Raw genomic sequence first — 24,597 nt, 5'->3', positions numbered from 1 at the left:
TCAGCCGTTCGGCTTTTCCCGAAAAACGCCGGCCGCGACTTCGAAGATCTGCCAACCGTCCCCACCGGGGAGCGACGTGCCAGTCGCGATCAGTTGGGTTTCTTCCCCGATCGCGCTCCAAAAAGCCTTTCGCCGGATCGGATCGAGTTCGTTGACGATATCGTCGGCCAACAAAACCGGGGAGACCCGGAGCTTCTCCCGAAAATAATCGAGCTGAGCCAACCGCAAGGCGAGAACCAGCGCCCGTTGCTGTCCTTCCGATCCAAAATCGCGAGCACGCTGCCCATTCAAAAACAACGGATAATCGTCGCGATGGGGGCCGCGCTGGGTCGAACCTTGAATCACGTCGCGACTCCGATTATCGGTCCACGTTCGCCGGTATTCCGCCTCCGAGTTTTCCCCGATGTCCCGCCGAAACCGTAACTCCGCCTCTTCGCCGCCGGCACTGATCGCTTGATAATGCCGGTGCAACAAATCCCCCAGGCGATGGACCGCCGGAATCCGCTTCTCCTGCAACCGGACCGCGACCGGAGCCATCGTGGCCTCGAAAGAATTGAACTCGCTGGCCGAAGCCCGGCTTTTCAACAAACTGTTCCGCTCCTGCAGCGCCCGGTGAAACCGTTGGAGAATCTGCAGATATTCCGGGTCGGCCGCGGCCAACACCAGATCGATCCATCGACGCCGAGTTCCCGGGGACGCCCGGACGAATTGGATGTCTTCCGAGGAAAAGACCACGGTCGGAAACTTCCCGATGATGTCGGCCAACCGCCCGACCCGCTCGCCGTCGACAAAAACCTGCCTTCCTCCGGACTGGATTCCAATTCGAACCGGGGTGCCCCCCATGATGTCATGCTCAACCTCCAAGGCGACCGCCGCCGCCGCTTCGCCCTTTCGGATCAACAAACGATGCTCCGCGGTCCGGAACGATCGGAGCGCCGTCACGTAACCGATGGCTTCAAGAAGGTTGGTTTTCCCTTGGCCGTTCGCGCCCAGCAAAAACTGTCGCCTGCCGGAAAATTGCAGCGAAGCGAGCGATATGTTGCGAAAATCCTGGACCGTTACCTTCGTCAGAAGCATCGAGAATCAATCGACGCAGAGTAAGACGCCTCCTGTTCCTATTCGAGCGAAAAGGACCGGTCGACTGACAGACTACACGTCCCGCACGACCGCCATACACTGGATTCCTGTGATTTCCGGCAAAATCCGTTTCCAACGAACCGATTCCAGTCCGCTTTCATACAATTCGCCGTTCGACAACAAGGCGAAAATTTTCCCGGGCAATTCCTCCCAGAGATAAAACTCCTGAACCATCTCCTCCAGGGGATCATCAAACAATCCGTCCATCACCCGTTCCCAGGTATCCCCTCCGTCGCGGCTCCGAAACAGGCTGCCCCCTTCGCCGACGTCCGCCGCCGGGCCGGCGAAGATTTGAGGCGATTCCTCCGCGGTCACCGCAACCGCCCGGGTATAATCCTCCCAGAGACGCTCCCAATGGTTCCCTTGATTCATGGAACGGTAAAGTCCTTCGCCCGTCGCGGCGAAAAGGCGAAAGGAATTTTCCGGCCACATCGCCAGGTGATGAATATCCCGGTTGAGCAATCGATCTTCCAAATGCCAGGACTTCCCGGAATCGCGCGATCGCAGAAAGCCTCCTTGCTCGATGCCGGCCAGCACCAGAAACGGATCGGATGGAGGAAGAATCAATGTCCGGACCGCTCCGGCCCGCGGCGAATACGGGAGCGCCCATTCCACCGCCTGGGGGAGCGTGCGGATCTCCAGCGATTCCCACGATTCGCCGGCGTTCTGGCTTCGAAAGATTTCAGCGGGCTCCGTCCCGGCAAATACCGTCGCCGGATCTTCCGGGGAAAAGCGGAGCGTGCGGACGTGATCAATTGGAAATGGGAGCTTTTCCGAATCTCCCCCTCCTTCCTGCACCCGGAACAAGCCGTGACCGTAGGAACCCGCCAACAACGATTGGGGATCCTCGGGAAAAAAACAAAGGGTAATGATATCTTCCCCATCCAACGCCCGATATTGCTTTCTCCAGCCGGCTCCGTCTCCGACGAAAACCGACACTCCATCTCGTGTCCCCAAGGCTAAACGCAACATCGTTCCCAAGATAGCTATCCCGCGCGGAAAACGCAATGCCTCGGGGATCGACAAAAAGAAAAGGCCCGCCGCCGGTCAAACCGACGACGAGCCTGATATCCCACACCAGAATGGGCTACTACCGTGCTTCTTCCCAGAAATAATCCGGGACAAAAATTTCTTCTTCCAAGTGTCCCTCGTCGAAATCAGGGGCTTCGTCAAAATCGGTTTTTTTCACGCGTTCCTTTCGAATTACGAATTCAGATCCATCCTTCATATTGCGCAATACATCAATCACATCAGCGAAATCATCGTCGTAAAAACTGATCCCGTCCTGATCCCGGACACGCCAGACGTCGATAATTGATTTGGTTCCTTTGCGAGGTGCCTGCTTGGTTTGGTTTCTCATGCTTTACTTCGGATTGCGGTTAGTAGTGCTATCGGGGCAAAAAATTACCAAAATTGATTCCGCCTTCCTATCGGGGCCACTCCCCTACGAAGTATAGGGGAATCCCCCACACACACCATCAGGATTAGCGGGATATGTCGGCGGAAATGGCCGCCGGAGCGGAAATCACCCTTCCCCACCCCTGTTTTTCCCTCCCGGTGCGGAGAATCCCGACGGCCCGCTCATCCTCCCCCCCATTATCGGGATCGCCGGGTCCGGCTTATAATCAACGCCATGAAATTGTTCACATCATCTCCCGCCCACTCCTCCCTTCATCGCGTGGCCTCAATTCCACTCAGTTACAGTCCCCCCACCCGGACGCCGCTGCTTTACCGGCTTCGCGCCGGGAGCTGGCGCCTGTTTTTCGCGGCGTGCGAACGCTTCCGGACCAAACGCACCCACGGATTCGAACGGGTCATCGCCCGCTGATCGAGGACGATGTCGAAACCGATCGAACATTATGCGATGATCGGCGACTGCCGCTCGGCGGCGCTGGTCGCCCGGGACGGTTCGATCGATTGGCTCTGCCTGCCCCGCTTCGACTCCAACGCCTGTTTCGCCGCCTTGCTCGGCACCGCCGAACACGGGTATTGGAAGATCGCCCCACGCGCAGGCGAAAATTGTAAATCGCGTCGTTATGTTCCGGATACACTGGTCCTCGAAACCAGATTTGAAACGTCCGACGGGGTCATCCTGGTGACCGACTTCATGCCGCCTCTCGCCGAACAGGCCTTGGTGGTCCGGATCGTCCGCTGCCTCCAAGGAAAAGTTTCGGTGGAAAGCTCCCTGAAACTGAAGTTCGACTACGGCGCCATCTCTCCCTGGATCCATCCGAACGACGGCGGTTTCACCGCGGTCGCCGGTCCCGATATGATCCACATCGAAAGCGGCGCCCGCCTCGAGCGCCAAGGGGACATTATCCGGGCGGAGTTCGATTTGAAGGAGGGCGAGACCGAGTCGTTCGTCCTCTGGCATCAGGAATCCCACCAGGACCAACACGACCGCCTTCATCGTCATCCGAAGGAAGCATTGAAACATACCGAAAAATGGTGGACCGATTGGGTTTCAAAATGCACCTACGACGGCAAATACCGGGATCCGGTGGTCCGATCGCTGATCACATTGAAGGCACTCACCCATGTGCCGACCGGCGGAATTCTCGCCGCCCCGACGACCTCGTTGCCGGAAGATCCGGGAGGCGTCCGCAACTGGGATTACCGCTATTGCTGGATCCGCGATTCCAGTTTGATCCTGCAATCGTTTCTGGAAACCGGTTTCACCGAGGAGGCCCGTCAATGGCACGACTGGCTGCTGCGGGCCGTCGCCGGGGATCCCGCCAAAATGCAAATCATGTATGGCCTCGCCGGCGAACGGCGCCTGACCGAAACGGAACTCGACTGGTTGCCCGGATACGACAATTCCCGTCCGGTCCACAGCGGAAACGCCGCTTACGCCCAATCCCAGCTCGATATTTTCGGCGAGATCGCCATCAACTACTACCTTTGCCGCCACGCGGGATTGGAAACCCACCCCCACGAGTGGGAGTTTCTCCGCGACATGATGGACCACCTGGAGAACGTTTGGCGGGAAGAGGACGAAGGCATCTGGGAGGTCCGCGGAAAAGCGAGCCACTTCACTTACTCGAAATTCATGTGCTGGGTCGGATTCGACCATGCCATCCGCGCCGCCGAGGAATTCGATTTGGAAGCCCCAATCGACCGCTGGAAAAAGATCCGGAAGACCATTCATGACGACGTCTGCAAGAAAGGCTTCGACGAAAAACGATCGAGTTTCGTTCAGACTTACGACTCCAAATGCCTCGACGCCAGTCTCCTGCGAATGGCCATCGATCGCTTCCTCCCCGCCAACGATCCGCGAATCGATGGAACCATCCGGGCGATGGAAGACCATTTGATCAACGGCGAATTTGTCTTCCGGTATTACCCAGCCGAAAAGGTCGACGGACTACCCGGCAGCGAGGGGGCGTTCCTCATGTGCAGTTTCTGGTTGGCCGACAACTACATTCTCCAAGGCAAAATCGACAAGGCCCGCACCTTGTTCGAACGCCTCCTCGCCCTTTGCAACGACGTAGGCCTGCTGTCGGAGGAATACGATCCGGCCACCGACCGGTTGATCGGCAATTTCCCCCAGGGGTTCTCCCACATGGCGCTCATCCGGACCGCCCTCAACCTGGCCCACCCCGAATTGACCGAGCAGGATTGAGCCGGTCCGTCAGCCGGCCTCGATCCACGCGGACAAATGGCCCGGCAGCGGTCGACGTCGACGGGTGCCGGAGTCGATGCAAACATGCCGCGTCTGGGCTTGGGCGGCAAGTTTGCGGGGAGGGCCGACCAGGCAAACCTTGTGCTGCAGGACGAATTCGCTTTCCTGGATCCGTCGCGCCGACACCTCCACTTCGACCCGATCTCCACATTGAAGGGGACGAAGATACTTGCACTCGCTCTCGGCAATCGGAATCACAATGCCCTCGTCGCGGAAAAACCGCTGGAGTTCCAACCCGGCCTCCCGAAGGGATTCCTCGTAGGCTTCGTGGCATATGGAAAGATAATTGGCGAAGTAAACGACTCCGGCCGCGTCGGTATCCGCAAAACGGATCGTTCGGGAATAAACGAAATGCATCACGCAAATTAAGCTCTCCGCGGAACGAAAAGAACAGCCGAAAAAATGGAGGTTTCGTCAGAGTTCCTTGCCCAAACGTTGGCTCGGCAACCCTCGTCTCACGCCGATCGCCCGTTTCAAGACCACATCGATATCCTCCTGCCGGGCGGTCCGCCGCTGAAAACGCCGCATCACTTCCTCATGCAGCCGCTCCCAATCTTCCTCGCTCGGCTCCATCGCGTCGTTCCAATGCTCATCCACTTCTCTCCGACCGACCGAATGGCGCTCCCGCCAAAACACTTTGCCGCCATGGAAATGCACCCGCACCTCCCGTTTGACTCGGTCGGGCAGCTTGTCCACCCATGTGATTTCCCTTTTCATCCCTCTACTTTGCCAAACCGACGACGGATTTCACCTTTTTTATTTTCCGACGAAGATTCCAACCCGGCGTTGACCCCGCCCCAACCTCTCCTATCTATTTCTTCAAACCCCGGTCGCCGCCACCGGGACTCTTTCGTCCATGAAATTCATTCCTGCAAAAAAACCAATCTACGAAGAAACGTTGGAATCACTCTCCGCACGTCTGGCCGCGAGCGGTGAAAAGGCGTTTCGGGCCCGTCAGATCATGGAGTGGCTCTACAAACGGCGGGTCGGCTCCTGGGAGGAGATGACCAACCTCTCCAAACCGTTGCGCGCCTGGCTGGCGGAAAACTACGACCTCCTTCCGACCCGTCACGTCCTCACCAAGGAGGCGGGCGACGTCACCGACAAACTGCTGCTGCAACTTGGCGACAACGCCTTGATCGAGACCGTCATCATCCGCGTTCCCCAGGAGGGGGTCGGCCTGGAGCATTCCCGCAAAACGGTCTGCATTTCCACCCAGGTGGGATGCGCGTTCGGTTGCAAATTCTGCGCCTCCGGCCTCGACGGCTGGAAACGGGACCTTTCCACCGGCGAAATCGTCTCCCAACTCCTGCAGGTCTGTTTCCTCGAGGATGCCCGCACGCCCCGGGCCCGCCCGGAAATCCCCTCGTTCGACAACATCGTCGTCATGGGAATGGGGGAGCCGTTGGCCAACTACGACAATCTCCTCGCCGCCCTGAAGATCGTCAACGCCGACTGGGGTCTCAACTTCGGCGCCCGCCGAATCACCGTCTCCACCTCCGGTTTGGTGCCGCAGATCAAGCGCCTCGCCGAAGAGAACGTCCAGTTCCGGTTGGCCATCAGCCTGCACGGCGCCACCAACGACGTTCGGCAACAGATCATGCCGGTCAACAAACGGTGGCCGCTCGAGGAACTGATTCCAGCCGCCAAGCTTTTCGCCGAAAAACACGGCAAGATGCTCACCTTGGAATACATCCTGATCGAAGACATCAACGACAGTTTCGACCAAGCCGAACGGCTCGCCGGAATCGCCCTCGATCTCCACGCCCACGTCAATTTGATTCCTTACAACACCGTCGAAGGACTTCCCTGGAAACGACCGGCGCTCCTCCGGCAAAACAAGTTTCTTTCGGTGCTGAAAAACCAAAACGTCTCGGTGACCATCCGCCGGGAAAAGGGACACGACATCAATGCGGCCTGCGGACAGTTGCGTCTGCAAAAAGAGAAAGAACTGCGAAAGTCGACGGTCGAATAACGCCCTTCGGTTTCACCCGGTTCACTGGGGCTCCCGGAACAGATCCAAAAACCGGTCCTCATAATCGGAAAAGACCTTCAGACGATCCAACTCCTGCTTGAGAACATAGGCCCGCGACCGGTCTTTCCGAGCTTGCTCGAACAATTCTTCGATCCGCTTCTGGTCTTTCGGATCGATCCGCACGTCCCCCTCGTCGCCGCTTTCCGGCTCTTCCTCCGGCGGCAGGTCTTGCCCGGGATCCGATTCCGGCCGTCCGGCCGACTTCTCCACCCGGTCGATGATCTCCTGCAGCCGCTGCTCGATCTCCTCGGCCTGCTCCTCCAGTTCCGCCAAATCGAGGCTGCAACCGGCGATCGCACAAAACGCCTGGAGAACCGCCAACGAGGCTTTCGGGTACGGAAACTGGGGGAAAAGATGGGGAATCTCCCCGAGAAGACATCCCCCCTTCATCCCCCGCATCGCCGCAACCCCGAGCAAAACGCCGTTCAAACCGCTAATCGTCCCTTCTTCCAGGATCTCGAAACCGAGCTGATCAAATTCCTTCAACGTCTCCCGATCGATGGCCGCCGAAAAAACCCTCGATTCGTCTCCCGGACGCATCTGGGTGCCCATGGCCGCGAAAGTGAAGACCCGCTCCACCCCCAATTCCCGGGCTCGCTCGATCAACTGGGCGCAAAACGCATCCCCCTTGGCGGGGGGCTGGGCTTCGCCGATGAACACCACCAAATCATGCACTTCCTCCGGGTCCTTCCACAGAAACAGCCGGCTTCTCGGCAACCTTCCAGTGCTGATCAGGCCGTTCTTCACTTCGACGTTTTCCACCTCGAAAAAATCATGGGCCGGGAACTCCGACAGCAAATGGGTCCCCAGTTTCGCCATCAGATAATAAGCGGCGCTGATACCGACTCCACCCATGCCCGGCCAGGCGGCCACCAACCAGGGAGCCTTTAAATTTCGCGCGTTCGCCATCGCTAAAGATCTACGGTATCCCGTTCCGCGTCAAATCGATCTCCCGCCAGGGACCGCCTTCCGATTCCCGCAAACGGAATGCCCCCGGACCGTTTGACGGCATCGGGGGCACCGTTCGCGAAAGACGCGGAAAACAACCTCAGACCGTCACCTCCTGGCGCGCCTTCTCCGCCAACAGGGTGCTCAGGTAACGTTCGCCGAAGCTGGCGCCGATGGTCACGATCTTCTTCCCGGCCATCTCCGGCCGTTGAGCCACCTGCATCGCCGCCCAGACGTTCGCCCCGGTCGAGATCCCGCCGAGTATGCCGTCGGTCAACGCCAACTGCCGCGCGGTTTCCAGCGCGTCGTCGTTGCTGACCTTCACCACGTCGTCGAGGATATCGACGTTCAAATTCTTCGGAATAAACCCCGCGCCGATCCCTTGAATCTTATGGGGACCCGGCTTCCCGCCGGAAATAACCGGACTCGCCTCCGGTTCGACCGCGATCGAAGTGATGCTTTTACGCTTCTTGATCACTTCGGAAACGCCGGTGATCGTTCCTCCCGTGCCGACGCCCGCGACGAACACATCGATTCCCCCGTCGGTAGCGCTCCAAATTTCCTCGGCGGTCGTGCGTCGATGAATTTCCGGATTGGCCGGATTCTCGAATTGCTGGGGCATGAATGCCTTCTCCCCCCGTTCCTCCAACAATTCCTGGGCTCGCCGGACAGCTCCCGGCATCCCTTCCGCCCCCGGGGTCAGAACAATTTCCGCCCCCAGCATCCGCAACAGGATGCGGCGCTCCATCGACATCGTTTCCGGCATGGTCAACACCAACCGGTAACCCCGCGCGGCGCAAACGAAGGCGAGCGCGATCCCGGTGTTTCCGGAGGTCGGCTCCACCACCACCGTATCCGATTTGATCAAGCCATCGCGCTCGGCGGCTTCGATCATCGCGAGACCGATCCGGTCCTTGACACTGGCGAGCGGATTGAAGAATTCGCACTTCACGAAAATCTCGGCCGGAAGGCCTTTCGCCATCCGGTTGAGTTTCACCAATGGCGTGTTGCCGATCGTGCTGGTAATACTGGGAAAGATTTTTTGCATAGCCCGTCAATGGTGCCTGCCGGGCCTCCGCTAGTCAACACCGGCCTTTCGCAAATCAAACGAACGGAACAGGTCCACGATCACACTTCCCAATGGTATCCTTTGGTGAACAGCGGAATGTTCTCAAAATGAAAAATCTCCGGTTCGGCTGCCTCCGCCACGTTCACTTCCACAATATCGAACCGGAACGTCCGCGGCTTTTTCCGCAACCGCTTGAGATATTGACCGAACACCCGGAGCAAAATCTCCTTCTTCTTCCGGTCGACCGCGAAATAGCCGGGCATGAGCGCGCCCGCCGCCCGGGTCTTCACTTCCACGAAGACCAGGACTTCGCCGTCCCAGCAGACGAGATCGATTTCGTCACGGTCATGCCGCCAGTTTCGGACGATGATCCGGAATCCTTTCTCCCGCTGCAAATAGGTTGCCGCCGCCTCTTCGCCTTGTCGTCCGGTCCTTTGCTTCGCCGTTTCACGCACGGGAGCACGGACCAGGCCGAGGCGCCGGAAGAGCGGGGTAAGGTTCATCGCGGACGGAAACCGGTCAGGTCGGTTCGACCGTGTCGACTTCGATGTGCAGATCACGCAACTGCCGGGCCGAAACCGGCGTCGGGCTTTGCGTCATCAAACATTGCCCCTTCTGGGTCTTCGGGAAGGCGATCACGTCGCGGATGCTCTTCGCCCCGGCCAAAATCGCCACAATACGGTCGAATCCGAACGCGATCCCGCCGTGCGGCGGAGCCCCAAAACGGAACGCTTTCAACATGTAACCGAACCGGTCTTCGATCACGTCTTCCGGAATGTCGAAGATGTCGCGGAAGAGTTTCAACTGCAAATCGGGTTGATGGACCCGGATGCTCCCGCCGCTGAGCTCGACGCCGTTGAGAACGAGGTCGTAGTGTTGCCCCCGGACTTGTTTCGGATCGCTGTCGAGCAAATGAAGGTCTTCCGGCACCGGCGCGGTGAACGGATGGTGGGCGGCCACGTAACGGCCTTCGTCTTCGTCATAGACGAGGAGCGGAAACTCGACCACCCAGAGGAAATTGAACTGGCTCGGATCGATCTCCAACCGGCCCTTTTTCTTGAGCAACTCGGCCGCTTCCAAGCGGATTCGTCCAAGGATCGCGCAGGCGCTGTTCCATTCGGCGGCGGCGAAGAAGACGATGTCCCCCTCTTCCATCTTGAGCTGCTCCCGCAATTGCGTTTTCTCTTCTTCGGTGAAGAACTTCACGATCGGCGATTTCCATTCGCCGTTTTCCACCTTGATGAAAGCGAGTCCCTTCGCCCCGAACGATTTCGCGACTTCGGTCAGGTGGTTCAGTTCCCCTTGGGTCAGATCGGACAAGCCTTTGGCGTTGAACGCCTTCAAGCTTCCGCCCGATTCGAGGGTCGACTTGAACACCTTGAATTCGGTCCCCTGGAAAATCGGTGCGACATCGACCAGCTCCATCGCAAAACGCGTATCCGGTTTGTCGACACCGTAGCGGTTCATCGCGTCGTGATACTGCATCCGGGGGAACGGTGTCGGCAGGTCGACGCCGACGGTTTCCTTCCAGATCCGGGAAATGAGTCCTTCCATGATCGCGTAAACATCCTCGCGGTCGACAAACGACATTTCCAAGTCGATCTGGGTAAACTCCGGCTGACGGTCGGCCCGCAGGTCTTCGTCGCGGAAACAGCGGGCGAACTGATAGTACCGCTCGATCCCGGCCACCATCAGCATCTGTTTGAACTGCTGGGGCGATTGCGGCAGCGCGTAAAATTCGCCCGGGTTGAGGCGGCTCGGCACCAGGTATTCGCGGGCTCCTTCCGGGGTGCTTTTGAAGAGAGTCGGAGTCTCGACCTCCATGAAACCGGCGTCGTTGAGATAAGCCCGGGCGGCTTGGGAGGCGGTGTGACGCAGCCGCATGATCCGCCGCATCCGGGGACGGCGGAGGTCGAGGTAACGGTAGGTCAACCGCAGATCCTCTTGCACCCGATCGCCTTGGGCGTCGTCGATCGGAAACGGCGGAGTTTCGGAGACATTATGGACGTCGAGCGCGGTGGCGTGCACCTCGATTTTGCCGGTCGCCAACTTGGTGTTGACGGTTTCCGCCGGACGGAGCCGCACGACGCCGGAAACTCCAATCACCGATTCGGTCTTCAAACCGCCCGCCCGTTCCGCGAGGGCTTGGTCGTCAGTCGGGTTGAACACGAGCTGAGTGATCCCCTCGCGGTCGCGGAGGTCGATGAAAACGATTCCGCCGTGGTCGCGGAGGGATTCGACCCATCCCATGAGATGGACGCTTTTTCCCTCATCCGAGGCGTCGAGCTGGCTGCAATGATGCGTGCGTTTCATGTATCTGTCTGTCGGTGCTGCTGCTGGATAAATTTGGTGAGGAAACCGGAGGTCAATCGATCCGTTCCTCGTCGTAGTCGATCATGTCGGCGAAGGAAACCAGATCGTCGCGGTCGGCAACCCCCATTTGCGCCTTCACTTCGACCAATTTCTCGCGTCCCATCTCGCTCATCCCGGCTTGGGCGACCCGCCGGTTCCAGACGTGGACCTTCAGATCTTCGGGGAAAATCTTCATCAACCGCTCGTCGACTTCCTCGTCGCTTTGGCTGGTCCGGACGATTTCGATCACATCCTGCGGCTCGATCCCGAGATGGAGACAAAGGAAACCGTCAAACCCCTTGGTGAAATTCCGCTGGTAGGATTTCGGCAACTCGCCCTTGAGATGCTTCCGGATTTTGGCGATGAAGCGCGGCAAATGGAGCAAACCGCACGGGTGTGCCAGGTAAGGAGAAGGGAGATCGAGAAGCGTCTCGCCGGTCGGGCCTACTTTGATCGTTTCCATGATGTTTCGCGTAAAAAGAGAACACCGTGTCGGGAACCGCCCCGGTTTTCAAAACAATTTCCCGCGAAGTTTGGTCCGCCTCCTTTCCAGACGCCAGCGGAGATGGGGGATTGGGACAAAATCATTAGTGACAGAATCATTGCTGAACAAGAGGCGGTGGACTGAAAAAAATGATTTTGCCACCCATGATTTTGTCTTCCATTACTTCCTGGCTTGAACGAACTCTCCGGTTTCACAGAAGGGAGCGAAGGGAAAAGAAGGCCGGAGAAACGGATTGGGACAAAATCATTAATGACAGAATCATTGCTCAACAAGAAGGCGGTGGACTGAAAAAATGATTTTGCCACCCATGATTTTGTCTTCCATTACTTCCTGGCTTGAACGAACTCTCCGGTTTCACAGAAGGGAGCGAAGGGAAAAGAAGGCCGGAGAAACGCGATTGGGACAAAATCATTAATGACAGAATCATTGCTCAACAAGAAGGCGGTGGACTGAAAAAAATGATTTTACCACCCATGATTTTGTCTCCACTCCCCTTCCATTACTTCCTGGCTCGAAAAGAAGTCTCCGGTTTCACAGAAGGGAGCGAAAGGGAATGAAGTGATCGGGGAAACGCGATTGAGACAAAATCATTAGTGACAAAATCATTGCTGAACAAGAGGCGGTGGACTGGAGAAAATAATTTTGCCACCCATGATTTTGTCTCCACTCCCCATACATTACTTCCTGGCTTGAACGAACTCTCCGGTTTCACAGAAGGGAGCGAAAGGGAAAGAAGTGATCGGGGAAACGCGATTGGGACAAAATCATTAGTGACAGAATCATTGCTGAACAAGAGGCGGTGGACTGGAGAAAATGATTTTGCCACCCATGATTTTGTCTCCACTCCCCATACATTACTTCCTGGCTCGAAAAGAAATCTCCGGTTTCACAGAAGGGAGCGAAAGGGAAAGAAGTGATCGGGGAAACGCGATTGGGACAAAATCATTAGTGACAGAATCATTGCTGAACAAGAGACGGTGGACTGAAAAAAATGATTTTGCCACCCATGATTTTGTCTCCACTCCCCTTCCATTACTTCCTGGCTCGAAAAGAACTCTCCGGTTTCACAGAAGGGAGCGAAGGGAAAAGAAGGCCGGGGAGATGCGATTGGGACAAAATGAGTATTGGTTTGCCATCCGGGGGGATCTTAGACCGGGTAACAACCGACCCTTCCGGGTCGGCCCCAGTAAATGCGGGGCTTCGTCGCTGCGGAGGAAATGAGCCGAGGTCGTTGCGGCGGACGAGCTTCGGTTTTACCGTTTGACGGAAGATGAGGCTTGAAGAAAAGATCAAGTCCCACCGGGTGGCCAGCAGGTGGACCGATGTCTCCGGGGGGGCGATGCATTACCGGACCAACCGGCACCCGCCGCCGTCGGACGCACCGCCGGTGGTGATGATCCATGGGTTCGTGATTTCGAGCATTTTCATGGTTCCGCTCGCCCACGAATTGGCCCCGCGCTGCCGGTTCTTCGCTCCGGATCTGCCGGGCTACGGACGGAGCTTCCAGCCGCCGGTCGTCTGGGGACCGGAGCAAATGGCAGACGTCGTCGCCGAGTTCATGGACCGGGTCGGCCTTCGTTCGGCCTACATGGTGGGCAACTCCTACGGTTGCCAAACGCTGGCCGAATTCGGAGCACGCCATCCGGAACGAGTCCGGCGATTGGTCCTTGTCGGGCCGACCACCGACCCGGAACACCGGACCCTCGCGGCCCAGGCATGGCGGTTGATGCTGACCTCCCGTTACGAGGACGACACTCTCGGCCAACTGAATCGAGGCGAATACCGCAAGGCCGGTTTGCATACCATTCTAGCCACCACCCGAAATTGCATCACCCACGCGGTCGAGGAGGTCCTCCCCCGGATCGAAGCCCCGGTCCTGGTGATCCGAGGCGAACACGACGCGGTCGTCAACGAACGTTGGGCCAGCGAAGTGGTCCGTTTGCTCCGGCATGGCGAACTTCAGATGATTCCCGGAGGGGGCCACGCCCTCAACTATTCCCATCCGGTCGAACTCAGCCAGGTTATTCTCCCCTACTTCGAAGCCGATGCCCGCCGGGGTTCGCAAACGAAACAGCCCGGACGGAAAGCCGCCCGCCGGTCCGTCGGCGGCTTTTTCCGAAAAAGGTTTTCATTCGTCCGTCGGCGGGACTAAGGTATCCGAAATTCCGATTTTTCCGTATCCATGGCACAATTATCCGACATCGTCGCTTTTTGCGACACCCGCACCAACCTCCGCAACGTCACCGATTTCCCCGGCGCCCACAATGGACTCCAGTTCGAAAACGACGGCCAAGTGACCCGACTCGGCGCCGCCGTCGACGCGGGCCTCCGGCCGTTTCAACTGGCGGTCGAACGCGGCATCGACTTCCTGATCGTCCACCACGGGATGTTCTGGGACCCGATGGTGCCGATCACCGGTCCGGCCCGGGCCAAAGTCGACACCCTGGTGCGGGGCAATTGCGCGGTTTACGGGGCCCATCTCCCCCTCGACATGCACCCGGAGATCGGCAACAACGTCCTGCTCGCCCGCGACATCGGCCTTGATCCGGTCGATTCGTTTTTACCCTACGAGGGCAACGACATCGGCGTGATCGCCGCCTCCCCCTACTCGCGCGAAGAGCTGAAGAAACGGTTGCGCGACGCCTTTCCCGAAACCTTCGTCGCGGTGGAATTCGGCAGCGCGAAGCCCGGTCGCATCGGAATCCTGACCGGCAGCGGCCACAGCGCGGTTCCCCACCTGAAAGCCGCCGGAATCGACACCTTGATCACCGGCGAAGTCAAACAGAGCGCCTTCAACATCGCCCAGGAAAACGGCCTCAATCTTTTCATGTGCGGCCATTACCGGACCGAAACCTACGGAGTCTCCGCCCTTGCCCGGGAAGTGAGCGAGAAGTTCGGTATTCCCTGGGAGTTCATCGAAACGGAATGTCCGCTCTGAACGACCCCGCGGCGACGCCCGACTCCCCCGTATCGCGGGCCATCCAGGAAGCGGTCGCCGCCCGAGGCGGTCCGATTCCGTTTGCCACTTTCATGGAACTCGCCCTTTACCATCCGGAGGGCGGTTACTACCGGCGCGACCGCGAACGGGTCGGGTTCGGCCGTTCCACCGACTTTTTCACCGCGACCTCGACCGGCGGAGTCTTCGCCAACCTCGTGATCGCGGCCTGCGTCAAACTGCTCGGCCCCCGTCCAGCCGGCGATTTCACTTTCGTCGAAATCGGGGCCGAACCGGGCGGCGGCGTTCTCTCCCCGGCTCCCGAGCATCCTTTCAAAGCCTCCCTCCAACTCCGCCTCGGCGAATCGTTCGATTCGATTCCCGAGCAATCGGTGGTGTTTTCCAACGAACTCTTCGACGCCCAACCGTTCCACCGGCTCGTTTTCGGAAATGGCGCCTGGCGGGAAATCGGGGTCGATTGGAAGAGCGGTCCGGTCGAAGCGATCCTTCCGTCCCTCTCCCCCGAAGTGACCGCGGTCGCCGCGCGCCTCCCGGCCGATGCCCCCGCCGGCTACCGCCTTGACCTCCCGCTGGCCGCCACCGTCCTCCTCAATCGGATTCTCGACGCTTCGCCGTGGCGAGGATTGTTCGTGGCTTTCGACTATGGAAAAAGCTGGCGGGAATTAATCGAAGCGACTCCCCAGGGAACGGCCCGCGCCTATCACCGTCACCAGCAGTCGAACGACCTTTTGGCCCAACCGGGCGACCAGGACCTGACCTGTCACGTTTGCTGGGATTGGCTGGAGGAACCGTTGCGGAAACGGGGTTTCAAGCCAGTCGCGGTCGAAAGCCAGGAAGCCTTTTTCGTGAAACACTCGACCGACGCGATCCGCACGATCATCTCGGACCGCCCCGGCACCTTCGATCCCCGCCGCCAGACGTTGCAGCAACTCCTCCATCCCGGAAACATGGGCCAGAAATTCCAAGTGCTCCACGCCGTGGCGAAAATCGAATTCGCGCCGCATCCGCTTTGAAATCCACGTCGAAACGTGCTTGGATGGGCATTCAATAAGACCAATCGATGCCACGGACAGCCAAATTCGAAAAAATTCCGCGGGTGAAACATGGCGGCAAACACGCCTATTTCAACCGGGAATTGAGCTGGCTCGCGTTCAACCGCCGAGTCCTTGAACAGGCCGTCGCCGCGGAAAACCCGTTGATCGAACGGTTGAAATTCCTCTCGATCGCCAGTTCCAATCTCGACGAGTTCTTTGAGATCCGAGTCGCCGGCCTCATCCAACAGGTGGAGTCCGGCGTGGTTCAGGTCGGCGTCGACGGCTTGGGAGCCAAGGAACAATTGCGCCGTATCCATGATGTGGTGAACGCGTTGGTCGATTACCAGTATCATTGTTTCCAGAACAAAGTCATTCCCGAATTGAAGGAAAACGGAGTCGCTTTTCTGACGGTCGACCAACTGACCAAGACCGACCTTTCCTGGATCAAACAATATTTCAAAGAGCAGGTCTATCCGGTGCTGACGCCCCTCGCGGTCGATCCGGCCCATCCCTTTCCCCAGATCGTCAACAAGACCTTGAACGTATTGGTCACGCTCGATCTCCCCGAGAAACCGGAGATCGATCCGCTGATGGCGATCCTGCCGGTGCCCCGCATCCTTCCCCGGCTGGTCAGGATCGAAACCGGCAATCAAAAAGACCTCCGCTATGTGTTCCTGAGCGACATCATCAAACTCTCCGCCGGTCACCTCTTTCCCGGTTATCACATCCACTCCGCCCAGGCCTTCCGGATCACCCGCAACAGCGATCTCTACATCGACGAGGAAGAGGCGGAGAATTTCCTCCAACAGATCGAAGAAGAACTGAAGCACCGGCAAAAAGGAGCGGCGGTCCGTTTGGAAATCGAGACCGGGGTCGACGAGTCCGACCTCAACCGACTCCTTTCCTACATCGAGTTGCCCAGCGAATACGTCTTCCGGATCGACGGTCCGATCAATCTGATGCGCCTGATGAGCATCTACGATTCAATCGACCGGCCCGATCTGAAATACCCCCCGTTGCAGCCGGTCCAACGCCTTCCCCTCGGCGCCGGCCAAAGCATCTTCAAAGCGATCGCCGACGGCGACATCCTCCTGCACCATCCGTTCGACTCATTCGTCCCGGTGGTGGAGTTCATCCAACAGGCGGCCCGCGATCCGACGGTCTTCGCCATCAAACAGACCCTTTACCGCACCAGCGGCGATTCGCCGATCGTCCAAGCCTTGATCGAGGCCTCCCGCAACGGGAAGCAGGTGACCGCGTTGGTCGAGTTGAAAGCCCGGTTCGACGAGGCCAACAACATTCATTGGGCCAAACAACTGGAGGAGGCCGGCGTCCATGTGGTTTACGGATTGGTCGGCCTGAAAATCCATTGCAAGTGCAGCCTGGTGGTCCGCCGCGAAGGATCCGGCCTCCGCCGTTACGTCCACCTCGGCACCGGCAATTACAATCCGCAAACGGCCCGTTCCTACACCGACCTCAGCTTCTTCACCGCCTGCGAGGATATCACGAGCGAAGTCGCCCAACTCTTCAACACCTTGACCGGATTCGGACTCGAGCCGGAGTTCAAGCGCCTCCTCGTGGCCCCGTTCAAACTCCACTCGCGTTTGCAGGAGATGATTCTCCGGGAAGCGGAAAACGCCCGCGAGGGAAAACCGGCCCGGATCATCGCCAAGCTCAACAGCCTCGTCGACCAGACGACAATCGACAATCTTTACGAAGCCTCCCAAGCCGGAGTCCGGATCGATTTGATCATGCGGTCCACCTGCTGCCTCGTCCCGGGCATCCGCAACCTGAGCGAAAACATCCGGGTCCGCAGCGTCGTCGGCCGATTCCTCGAACACAGCCGGATCTACTACTTCGAAAACGACGGCGGCGAACCGGTCATCTTAGCGGGCAGCTCGGATTGGATGCCCCGCAACTTCTTCCGCCGGATCGAAGTCGTCTTCCCGATTTCCGACCCCGCCCAACGCGACGAAGTCCGCGGCATCCTCGACGCCTATCTCCGCGACAACGTCCAGGCGAAAGAACTGAAAGCGACCGGTGCCTACGTGCCGGTCCGCCGCCAGGAAGGCGAAGAAGCGTTTTCCGCCCAGCAACATCTGCTGTCACGGACAATGCCGCCCAAAGGGACAGAGTGACAGCCGGGCGTAACCAAGCGAAGATGGCGAAGGGTCTCCGTGTCACCGCCCGCTGACACGTCCCGATGTAGCGGGGTTGGCTTTGCCGCCCCGCCTCCGGTCGGTTCGACCATTGTCGGAAGGGTTCAGCCGCCCGTCATCGACATGCAAAAACACTGTCGCACGGCTCCCGAGCACTGTGTCGGGCGGCAAAGCCAACCCGACTACGAGGAGCGGCCAGACGTAACGAAGCGAAGAAGGCGAAGCGTGACCGTGTCACGGACCGATGACTTCCCGATGTAGCGGGGTTGGCTTTGCCGCCCCGTCTCCGGTCGGTTCGGCCATTGTCGGAAAGGTTCAGCCGCCCGTCATCGACAGGCAAAAACACTGTCGCACGGCTCCCGAGCACTGTGTCGGGCGGCAAAGCCAACCCGACTACGAGGGAGCAGCCGGTCGTCACGAAGCGAAGATGGCGAAGCGTGACCGTGTCACGGACCGATGACTTCCAGATGTAGCGGGGTTGGCTTTGCCGCCCCGTCTCCGGTCGGTTCGGCCATTGTCGGAAAGGTTCAGCCGCCCGTCATCGACAGGCAAAAACACTGTCGCACGGCTCCCGAGCACTGTGTCGGGCGGCGAAGCCAACCCGACTACGAGGGAGCAGCCAGACGTAACGAAGCGAAGATGGCGAAGCGTATCCGTTTCAGGGCCAAATCGGTTCCGGCAACGGCACCCGCCGGAGTCTTTACAGCCGTTCGAACTCAAAATAAAGGCTTTGGCGGTCGACCGCGGGCATCGGCATCAGGCCATCGGCCTGGAGGGCTTCGGCCGCTTCTTCGCTGGCGATAAAACGAAGCAATTCCTTCAACTGGGTCGCGTTCCCTCCGGAGAAGACGAGATAGAGCGGGAGCCGCAACGGATAATTATTATTCGCGACCGCTTCGCGAGTCGGCGGATAGGCCAGATCGTCCTGGCCCCGGGCGACCGACAGGATTTTCAGACCACTCCGGTCCGCCGGAACCTGGTGCAGTAAGGCGATGCCGTTGGGATCCTGCTGGAAGCGACGGCGAATCCCTTCAATGTCGTTTGATTCCGCAAGGTTGCGCCGCATGTTGCGCGACTGCAGCACGGTGTGGCGAAATAGATCGCGGGCCAACGTGTGCTCGGCGGCGGAGACGGAATTGACTAAAATGGAACGGGAAGACCATTCGCCGGACAAACCGAGCTGTCCCCACCGAGTGATGTTGGTCGCATCCGATTCACCGAAAACGCCCCCGAGTTGGCGCAAGGTCACTTCGCTTAACGGATTCGACTCCGGCACCACCACCGCGAGGACTTTGGATCCGATGTAATGGGTCCGCAACTCTCCCTCCGGAAGCGCGGCGCCGTCCGGAATGGCCAGGATGGCGAGATGAAGTTTGCCATTCCGGAGGCCTTCCATTCCGGGATGACTGCCGATGAAATCGGCTTTCACATCCAGCCCGCGCGACTCGGCGTACTCGGCCAAGGCCGGACCGAAATGAGATGCGAGCAGATCGGACCCGCCAACGCGGATTTCAGCATGGGCGACGCCGCCGATGAGGAGCGATGAAAGAAAGGCGTAAAAGAACTTCATTGGATATCTCACTTAAAATAAACCGATGACAAGAGGCCGAAATGAAAAAAAACGCAACCCAATTGAGGAAAGAACCGGCCCCGCGCCGCATGACTTGCTTGGCTTAGACCCACGATTCGTCCGGTTGTTTCAGTTGGAATAGCCGCAAAAAGGCGCAAAATACGCAAAAAGTATAGGATAGCTCATGAGAGGCCGCTTATAACCGGTCGCCAGGTGGGTGAAACGGCCCCTTCCGCTTAAGGGCCTATCTTGCGCCTTTTGGGCCTTCTCGCCGCTAAATCCTTCGTTCAAGGGAAAGGAAAGTGGCCTCCGGCTCCATCACCGATCGATCACATCGAGATCGGGCCATTGCAAAAGTTTGCGATGGAGGGTCCGGCGACTGACCCCGAGCAATTCGGCGGCTCGGGTGCGGTTTCCGCGGGCTTCCAGCAGGGCGTTGCGCAGGAGCCGTTTTTCATTCTCTTCCACCGACCATCCCGCCTCCCCGACCACGGGCCAGGGCCGGTCGCCCCCCTCTCCTTTTGAGCTGGTTGGCTCGAGCAAAGGCGGTTCAGGCGCCCGGGTGAATTTCGGATCGAGATCGAATTCGGTAATCCGGTTGCCCCGTTGCATGATGACCACGTTCTCCGCGAAATTACGGAGTTCCCGGATGTTGCCCGGCCACCGATAGGCAAGTAAGCGCTTCATCGCCCCCGGTTCGATTGTCACCGCCGGCATGCCGTTCTCGCGGCTGAATTCCGTGATAAAATGGTTCAATAAAACCGGAATATCTTCCTGACGTTCCCGCAACGGCGGCATCGCCAGGCGGACGACGTTCAGGCGGTAAAACAAATCTTCCCGGAAAGTCCCTTTGCGGACCATTTCCTCCAAGTTCCGATTGGTCGCGGCGACAAGGCGGATGTCGACGCTGATCGGCTTGAGGCTGCCGAGTCGCTCGAACGTCCGTTGCTCGAGAAAACGGAGGAGTTTCACTTGCGTCGAGGCGTCGATTTCCCCGATTTCATCGAGGAACAACGTCCCTCCATCCGCCGCCTCGAATCGGCCGATCCGTCGGTCGGCGGCACCGGTGAAAGCCCCTTTTTCATGACCGAACAACTCGCTTTCGAGCAGGGTCGGGGCAAGCGCGGCGCAATTGACCGCCACAAAGGGATTCTTCGCCCGCGGGCTGTTTTGGTGAACGGCTTGGGCGATCAACTCCTTGCCGGTTCCGGTTTCCCCTTCGATCAAGATGGTCGCTTTCGATGGCGCGACCCGTTCGACTTTGCCGATCACTTCCTGGAGAGCGGGCGAGTTGCCGACGATCCCGGAGAAGCTGAACTTTTGGTCGAGCCTTTGATGGAGCTCTTTATTTTCGACTTCGAGCGAACGGGAGCGGAGGGCGCGCCGGATGAGGAGTTCGAGTTTCTCCAAATTGACCGGTTTGGTCAGGAAGTCGAACGCACCCCGCTTCATCGCCTCGACCGCCGTTTCCACATTGCCGTAGGCGGTCATCATGATGCAGATCGGCTGGCGGGGAAGCGAGATCGCCTTGTCGATGACTTTCATGCCTGATTTTCCGGCCATCCGCAGATCGGTCAGCACGACGTCGAACTCTTCCATCTCCATCAAATTGAAGGCTTCGTCGGCGTCGCTGGCCAGGTAAACGTCGTAGTCCTCTTCGAGCGCCTGCTGGAGGCCCTCGCGAGTATGTTTTTCATCATCGACTATCAGAACCGAAGCGGACATTGCGATCAGTCAAATCCGCGGGGCGAATACAGTCAAGCGTCAGCCGGGGGATGGAACGCCTCGACGTTGCCGACGCGACTCCCGGCGCGCCAGGCGCCGGGCTTGACGAATCACTTCCCGCCAGCCGTTGCCGGTGGCGAGCGGCCCGTAGCGCAATCGTTCCAAATCAGCCACGACGCTCCCGAAATCTTCGTTGTCCGCTGGCGGGGGACCAAGTTCCCGCAGGCGCTGGAGATAACGGCCGGCCCGGCGCCGCACCGGATCCATCGGATTCGGTTTGATCCGGAAGAGCGACATTCGATCCTGACGAAAGCAGAAAACAATCAAAAGACCGAAGACCGCCGCTCCCGCAACCACCCGGATCATATCGAAAAAACGTTGGAGGTCCCACGGCGATTGCCACCAAAGCGAGATAGCCTCCAGCCAGAGATTGATCCGCTCCCGAAGCGCGATCCGGCCGAACGACTCCTGGATGGTGGTCCAAATCCGGACCTGGGTATCCTGGTCGAAACTGACGATCCGCCGGTACCAAATGATCCGGAAACTGTCGAGATAGGCGGCCAAACTGGAGTCGGTTTGCATCCCCCCGAAATTGACGATTCCATCCGGGTAGTCGCCGACGCTTTCCCCGCCCGGAGTCGGGTCAAACCGCAGCCAGCTGTCGCGGCCGTCGAAAATCTCCACCCAGGCGTGGGCGTCGGCGTTGCGGACCATGAAGTAGTTTTCAAAGGTGTTCCAGGATCCCCCCCGGAAGCCAGTCACCGCCCGAGCCGGGATCCCAGCCGTCCGGCAGATCAGGATCAAGGCGCCGGCGAAAACCTCGCAATGGCCCGGAGAACCCGATTTTAGCCAGCGAACCACATGATCCGACTCGTCCTCGAACATCGGCAACGAGTAGGACATGCTGTAGGAATGACGCGATTGCAGGTATTGGGTCGCCCGACGCGCGAACTCCGCCGCGGTCAAAGCCTCCCCTCGCCCGATGATCTCCACCAATTCCTCCAGATAAGCGACATCCGCTTCCCCGCGCGGCAGCACCATGGTGGTGTCGGGATAATTAAAATACTGGAAACGGGATCGGCCCCCGAGTTCGCCCCATCCCATGTTGTAATCGAGGGAATACATCCCGAAATGCTCGTCGCGATAAACGCCGCTGAACTCCATGTTCTCGACTTGATAGACCAGGAGCCCGGAGTTGACCCGGGGAAGACTGAAAGTGTGAGTCGCCTCAACGAAGGTAATATCGCGCGTCTCCTGCAACCGCAGCCCCTCGAACCGCCCGGTCAACGGAAGATAACGAGCGATCCCCCCTTCCATGTAGAAGGTCCACAGGTTTCGCACGTCGGGCGGTTCGGACTCCCCGATCAGGGCGCCGTTATAAGTGATGCGACGAACGTTTTTCGCGTGCCGTTCGTGTTCTTTCAGAGCTTGGGACATCCGGAAACCGCCGTTGCGGTATTCGTCCAACACCAACATCCTCCAATACGGATCGGCGGGAATGTCGTCGGGCGAATCGACCTCGATTCGCAAGGCCACCCGGTTGTTGTTCCGGATATTGGTCACGTCGCCAAAACGGATGTCTTCGGAGAAACCGGTCTGGGAGGCCCGCGGGAGATCGAGGAAAGGTAGCGCGGTGTTCAGATCAAAACGCGGGATCAACAGGAACATCAAAGAGGAGAAGACGACGATCGAGGAAAACGCCAGGCCCGCCACCATCATGAATCCGCTGTCGCAACGTGCCCAGAGTTTCCGCAGAAAACGGCTCCAGGTGAAATCCGCCCAGACACTGCGGGGGGTGATCGTGTCGCGGGAGTCTTCCATCAAAGTGATATTGAAGAGAAACGCCATCGCTACCGCCGTGAAAATAACCACCTGGAGGACGAAGGTCACCGCGACCGTCCGGACCCCGGCGATGATCACCAGGAAGAGGCAAAGCACGATCAATTGGAGATCCTCCCGCTTACGTCGGAAGGAGAGACAGCGGTAAAGGACCAGGAAGATGTTCAACCGGACCAGAGCCGGAACGACTTCCGACGAGAGGTAAAGATCGACCCCGAGGAGCGCGACCAGGAAAAAGGGAATAACGTTCCAGACCGGTTTCGGGAAGTAAGTGGTGATTTGCGGTCGGATAGCGCTGATGGCGATCAACGAAGTCGCCAACCAAAAATGGAAGACCACCGTGAAATCGAGCGTGTAGACCGGCCACAACGCGAGCAACGCCAGACCGGCGCCGAGGAACCAGTTGATCTGGTAGAGCTCCCGCAGGTTAAGCTGTTGCCGCTTTCTGACTTCCGACATAGGCGTTGATTCCACTCACTGGATTCGGTTCAAAGGTGATCGCATTGGCGAAAGGAAGGGGAACCGTCTCCCCCTCTTCCCGTTCCACCCGGTCGAGAGCGGCCAGCTGATCCTGGAAATACTCGAGGTCGGCCCGCCGGGCGATCCGCTGATGCGGCAGTCCATTGACCTGCACCCCATGCAGACGTTCCTGCCTGAACAGATCCTCCGCCAGCGAGGAGACAAAACTGCACAGATGTTCGAACTGATTTTCGTCCGGCCACAGGGAGCGGTAACTCTGCAAACAGAAAACGAAGCCCGAATGGTTTTCCGCCGCGAATTGCCGGACCACAAACGTGCGCAAACGGGCGCTCGCCTTCCAGTGGATCTGCCGGTGGGAATCCCCCTGCCGGTATTCGCGGAGGTTGATGAATTCAGATCCGCTTCCCGGCTTCGCGAGGGAACGGCCATTCAGTTGCGCCATCGACGCCCCGGCGTGTTGAAAGCGATAAGAGATCCGGCGGGGCCAAATCATCATCTCCTTCGGCGGCCCTCCATTGAGAGTCTTGTGCAGGAAGCCAAAGGGAAACTGGGATCCGACCCCGAGCACCCGGATCAACTCCCGTCCCCGCTTTTGAGGGGTAAACGAAAAATCGAGTTGGATGGTGTCCTGCGGCTCCAACCGCTGCCCGATGCGCAACACCTTCTTAATCCCGCTGCGTTGCGCCCCCATCGAAAACGAGAGGGCGTAGGTGGGCAAAAACCGTTTGGTGTTCCTCACTTCGAGCCGGACGTGACATTCTTCCCCGGCCCGGCAAGGGGGATCGACCAGAATCCGCCAGCAGATCCCTTGAAAATTAATCCATGAGAGAATTCCGCTGACGATCAACGAGGCGAGAAGGACCGATAAGGCGATGAACAGGATGTTGCTGGCGGCGTTGTAGGCCGCCATCCCCAGGCCGATCGCCATCACGATCAACACGTAGCCGGTGGCGGTCGGCAAAACCCGCTGGCCTTTCGGCGGAATAGTCAGGGACTTGAGAAGACTGAAAAAACGGAACCGCCCCCGCTCGATCGGCTTACAGGCGGGACCACTCCACTCACTCGACGCGTATATCAAGCCCTGGCGCATTCCATTCCGTTCGTCC

At 58.7% G+C, this 24,597-nt stretch carries 22 protein-coding genes; 8 read left to right on the top strand and 14 right to left on the bottom strand.

Features of this window, described 5'->3' with window-relative positions; genetic code table 11:
* The 3 genes from recF to ACWUI2_RS19715 form a co-directional block, all read right to left on the bottom strand.
* Nucleotides 1–1,077, bottom strand: coding sequence for a DNA replication/repair protein RecF (gene recF, locus ACWUI2_RS19725; RefSeq protein WP_486984559.1), 1,077 nt, complete (start codon nucleotides 1,075–1,077; stop codon nucleotides 1–3).
* Nucleotides 1,078–1,149: 72 nt separating this feature from the next.
* The gene (locus ACWUI2_RS19720; RefSeq protein ID WP_486984558.1) at nucleotides 1,150–2,109 is read right to left on the bottom strand and encodes a WD40/YVTN/BNR-like repeat-containing protein; all 960 of its coding nucleotides are present in this window, start codon (nucleotides 2,107–2,109) and stop codon (nucleotides 1,150–1,152) included.
* A gap of 118 nt (nucleotides 2,110–2,227) precedes the next feature.
* Nucleotides 2,228–2,497: a hypothetical protein gene (locus tag ACWUI2_RS19715; protein ID WP_486984557.1), complete on the bottom strand. Its 270-nt coding sequence runs from the start codon at nucleotides 2,495–2,497 to the stop codon at nucleotides 2,228–2,230.
* Between the two features lie 273 nt (nucleotides 2,498–2,770).
* Here ACWUI2_RS19715 and ACWUI2_RS19710 point away from each other — a divergent pair, with 273 nt between their 5' ends.
* On the top strand, nucleotides 2,771–2,965 hold the full coding sequence (locus ACWUI2_RS19710; protein WP_486984556.1) for a hypothetical protein: 195 nt from the start codon (nucleotides 2,771–2,773) through the stop codon (nucleotides 2,963–2,965).
* Between the two features lie 9 nt (nucleotides 2,966–2,974).
* A complete protein-coding gene (locus tag ACWUI2_RS19705; RefSeq protein WP_486984555.1) occupies nucleotides 2,975–4,759 on the top strand; it encodes a glycoside hydrolase family 15 protein in 1,785 nt (594 codons plus the stop codon).
* Nucleotides 4,760–4,768: 9 nt separating this feature from the next.
* Here ACWUI2_RS19705 and ACWUI2_RS19700 read toward each other — a convergent pair whose 3' ends face one another.
* Both ACWUI2_RS19700 and ACWUI2_RS19695 read right to left on the bottom strand, forming a co-directional pair.
* The gene (locus ACWUI2_RS19700; RefSeq protein ID WP_486984554.1) at nucleotides 4,769–5,176 is read right to left on the bottom strand and encodes an acyl-CoA thioesterase; all 408 of its coding nucleotides are present in this window, start codon (nucleotides 5,174–5,176) and stop codon (nucleotides 4,769–4,771) included.
* Nucleotides 5,177–5,233: 57 nt separating this feature from the next.
* The gene (locus tag ACWUI2_RS19695) at nucleotides 5,234–5,536 is read right to left on the bottom strand and encodes a hypothetical protein (protein WP_486984553.1); all 303 of its coding nucleotides are present in this window, start codon (nucleotides 5,534–5,536) and stop codon (nucleotides 5,234–5,236) included.
* Nucleotides 5,537–5,675: 139 nt separating this feature from the next.
* On the opposite strand from ACWUI2_RS19695, the gene rlmN reads away from it, so the two are divergent.
* Nucleotides 5,676–6,794 (top strand): dual-specificity RNA methyltransferase RlmN, encoded by a 1,119-nt coding sequence (gene rlmN, locus ACWUI2_RS19690; RefSeq protein ID WP_486984552.1) that lies wholly within the window; start codon nucleotides 5,676–5,678, stop codon nucleotides 6,792–6,794.
* 21 nt (nucleotides 6,795–6,815) lie between these two features.
* Here rlmN and ACWUI2_RS19685 read toward each other — a convergent pair whose 3' ends face one another.
* The 5 genes from ACWUI2_RS19685 to ACWUI2_RS19665 form a co-directional block, all read right to left on the bottom strand.
* Nucleotides 6,816–7,763, bottom strand: a complete 948-nt coding sequence (locus ACWUI2_RS19685) for a PAC2 family protein (protein ID WP_486984551.1) — start codon at nucleotides 7,761–7,763, stop codon at nucleotides 6,816–6,818.
* Between the two features lie 139 nt (nucleotides 7,764–7,902).
* On the bottom strand, nucleotides 7,903–8,850 hold the full coding sequence (gene cysK / locus ACWUI2_RS19680; protein WP_486984550.1) for a cysteine synthase A: 948 nt from the start codon (nucleotides 8,848–8,850) through the stop codon (nucleotides 7,903–7,905).
* An 80-nt stretch (nucleotides 8,851–8,930) separates the two neighbouring features.
* On the bottom strand, nucleotides 8,931–9,374 hold the full coding sequence (locus ACWUI2_RS19675) for a YraN family protein (protein ID WP_486984549.1): 444 nt from the start codon (nucleotides 9,372–9,374) through the stop codon (nucleotides 8,931–8,933).
* Nucleotides 9,375–9,390: 16 nt separating this feature from the next.
* Entirely contained in the window at nucleotides 9,391–11,184 is a 1,794-nt protein-coding gene (gene aspS, locus ACWUI2_RS19670) for an aspartate--tRNA ligase (RefSeq protein ID WP_486984548.1), read from the bottom strand.
* A gap of 52 nt (nucleotides 11,185–11,236) precedes the next feature.
* Nucleotides 11,237–11,686, bottom strand: a complete 450-nt coding sequence (locus tag ACWUI2_RS19665) for a DUF5069 domain-containing protein (RefSeq protein WP_486984547.1) — start codon at nucleotides 11,684–11,686, stop codon at nucleotides 11,237–11,239.
* 377 nt (nucleotides 11,687–12,063) lie between these two features.
* Between ACWUI2_RS19665 and ACWUI2_RS19660 the strand changes: the two genes are divergently transcribed.
* The 5 genes from ACWUI2_RS19660 (at nucleotide 12,064) to ppk1 (ending at nucleotide 17,856) form a co-directional block, all read left to right on the top strand.
* On the top strand, nucleotides 12,064–12,285 hold the full coding sequence (locus ACWUI2_RS19660) for a hypothetical protein (protein WP_486984546.1): 222 nt from the start codon (nucleotides 12,064–12,066) through the stop codon (nucleotides 12,283–12,285).
* Between the two features lie 713 nt (nucleotides 12,286–12,998).
* On the top strand, nucleotides 12,999–13,880 hold the full coding sequence (locus ACWUI2_RS19655; RefSeq protein WP_486984545.1) for an alpha/beta fold hydrolase: 882 nt from the start codon (nucleotides 12,999–13,001) through the stop codon (nucleotides 13,878–13,880).
* Between the two features lie 30 nt (nucleotides 13,881–13,910).
* Nucleotides 13,911–14,666 carry a Nif3-like dinuclear metal center hexameric protein gene (locus tag ACWUI2_RS19650; protein ID WP_486984544.1) on the top strand — a complete coding sequence of 252 codons (756 nt, stop codon included), beginning with the start codon at nucleotides 13,911–13,913 and terminating at the stop codon, nucleotides 14,664–14,666.
* Nucleotides 14,654–15,697 (top strand): SAM-dependent methyltransferase, encoded by a 1,044-nt coding sequence (locus ACWUI2_RS19645; protein ID WP_486984543.1) that lies wholly within the window; start codon nucleotides 14,654–14,656, stop codon nucleotides 15,695–15,697. The genes ACWUI2_RS19650 and ACWUI2_RS19645 overlap by 13 nt, the downstream gene beginning before the upstream one ends.
* A 47-nt stretch (nucleotides 15,698–15,744) precedes the next feature.
* Nucleotides 15,745–17,856 carry a polyphosphate kinase 1 gene (gene ppk1 / locus ACWUI2_RS19640; RefSeq protein ID WP_486984542.1) on the top strand — a complete coding sequence of 704 codons (2,112 nt, stop codon included), beginning with the start codon at nucleotides 15,745–15,747 and terminating at the stop codon, nucleotides 17,854–17,856.
* Nucleotides 17,857–18,577: 721 nt separating this feature from the next.
* On the opposite strand, the gene ACWUI2_RS19635 is transcribed toward ppk1, so the two are convergent.
* The 4 genes from ACWUI2_RS19635 to ACWUI2_RS19620 form a co-directional block, all read right to left on the bottom strand.
* Nucleotides 18,578–19,447, bottom strand: a complete 870-nt coding sequence (locus tag ACWUI2_RS19635) for a PstS family phosphate ABC transporter substrate-binding protein (RefSeq protein ID WP_486984541.1) — start codon at nucleotides 19,445–19,447, stop codon at nucleotides 18,578–18,580.
* 318 nt (nucleotides 19,448–19,765) lie between these two features.
* Entirely contained in the window at nucleotides 19,766–21,172 is a 1,407-nt protein-coding gene (locus ACWUI2_RS19630; protein WP_486984540.1) for a sigma-54-dependent transcriptional regulator, read from the bottom strand.
* 39 nt (nucleotides 21,173–21,211) lie between these two features.
* Nucleotides 21,212–23,470, bottom strand: coding sequence for a transglutaminase TgpA family protein (locus ACWUI2_RS19625; RefSeq protein WP_486984539.1), 2,259 nt, complete (start codon nucleotides 23,468–23,470; stop codon nucleotides 21,212–21,214).
* The gene (locus tag ACWUI2_RS19620) at nucleotides 23,439–24,581 is read right to left on the bottom strand and encodes a DUF58 domain-containing protein (protein WP_486984538.1); all 1,143 of its coding nucleotides are present in this window, start codon (nucleotides 24,579–24,581) and stop codon (nucleotides 23,439–23,441) included. The genes ACWUI2_RS19625 and ACWUI2_RS19620 overlap by 32 nt, the downstream gene beginning before the upstream one ends.
* Nucleotides 24,582–24,597: the final 16 nt, after the last annotated feature.

The sequence above is a fragment of the Verruconatronum alginivorum genome (assembly GCF_056590205.1).
This window is presented reverse-complemented; position numbering and strand designations above follow the sequence as displayed.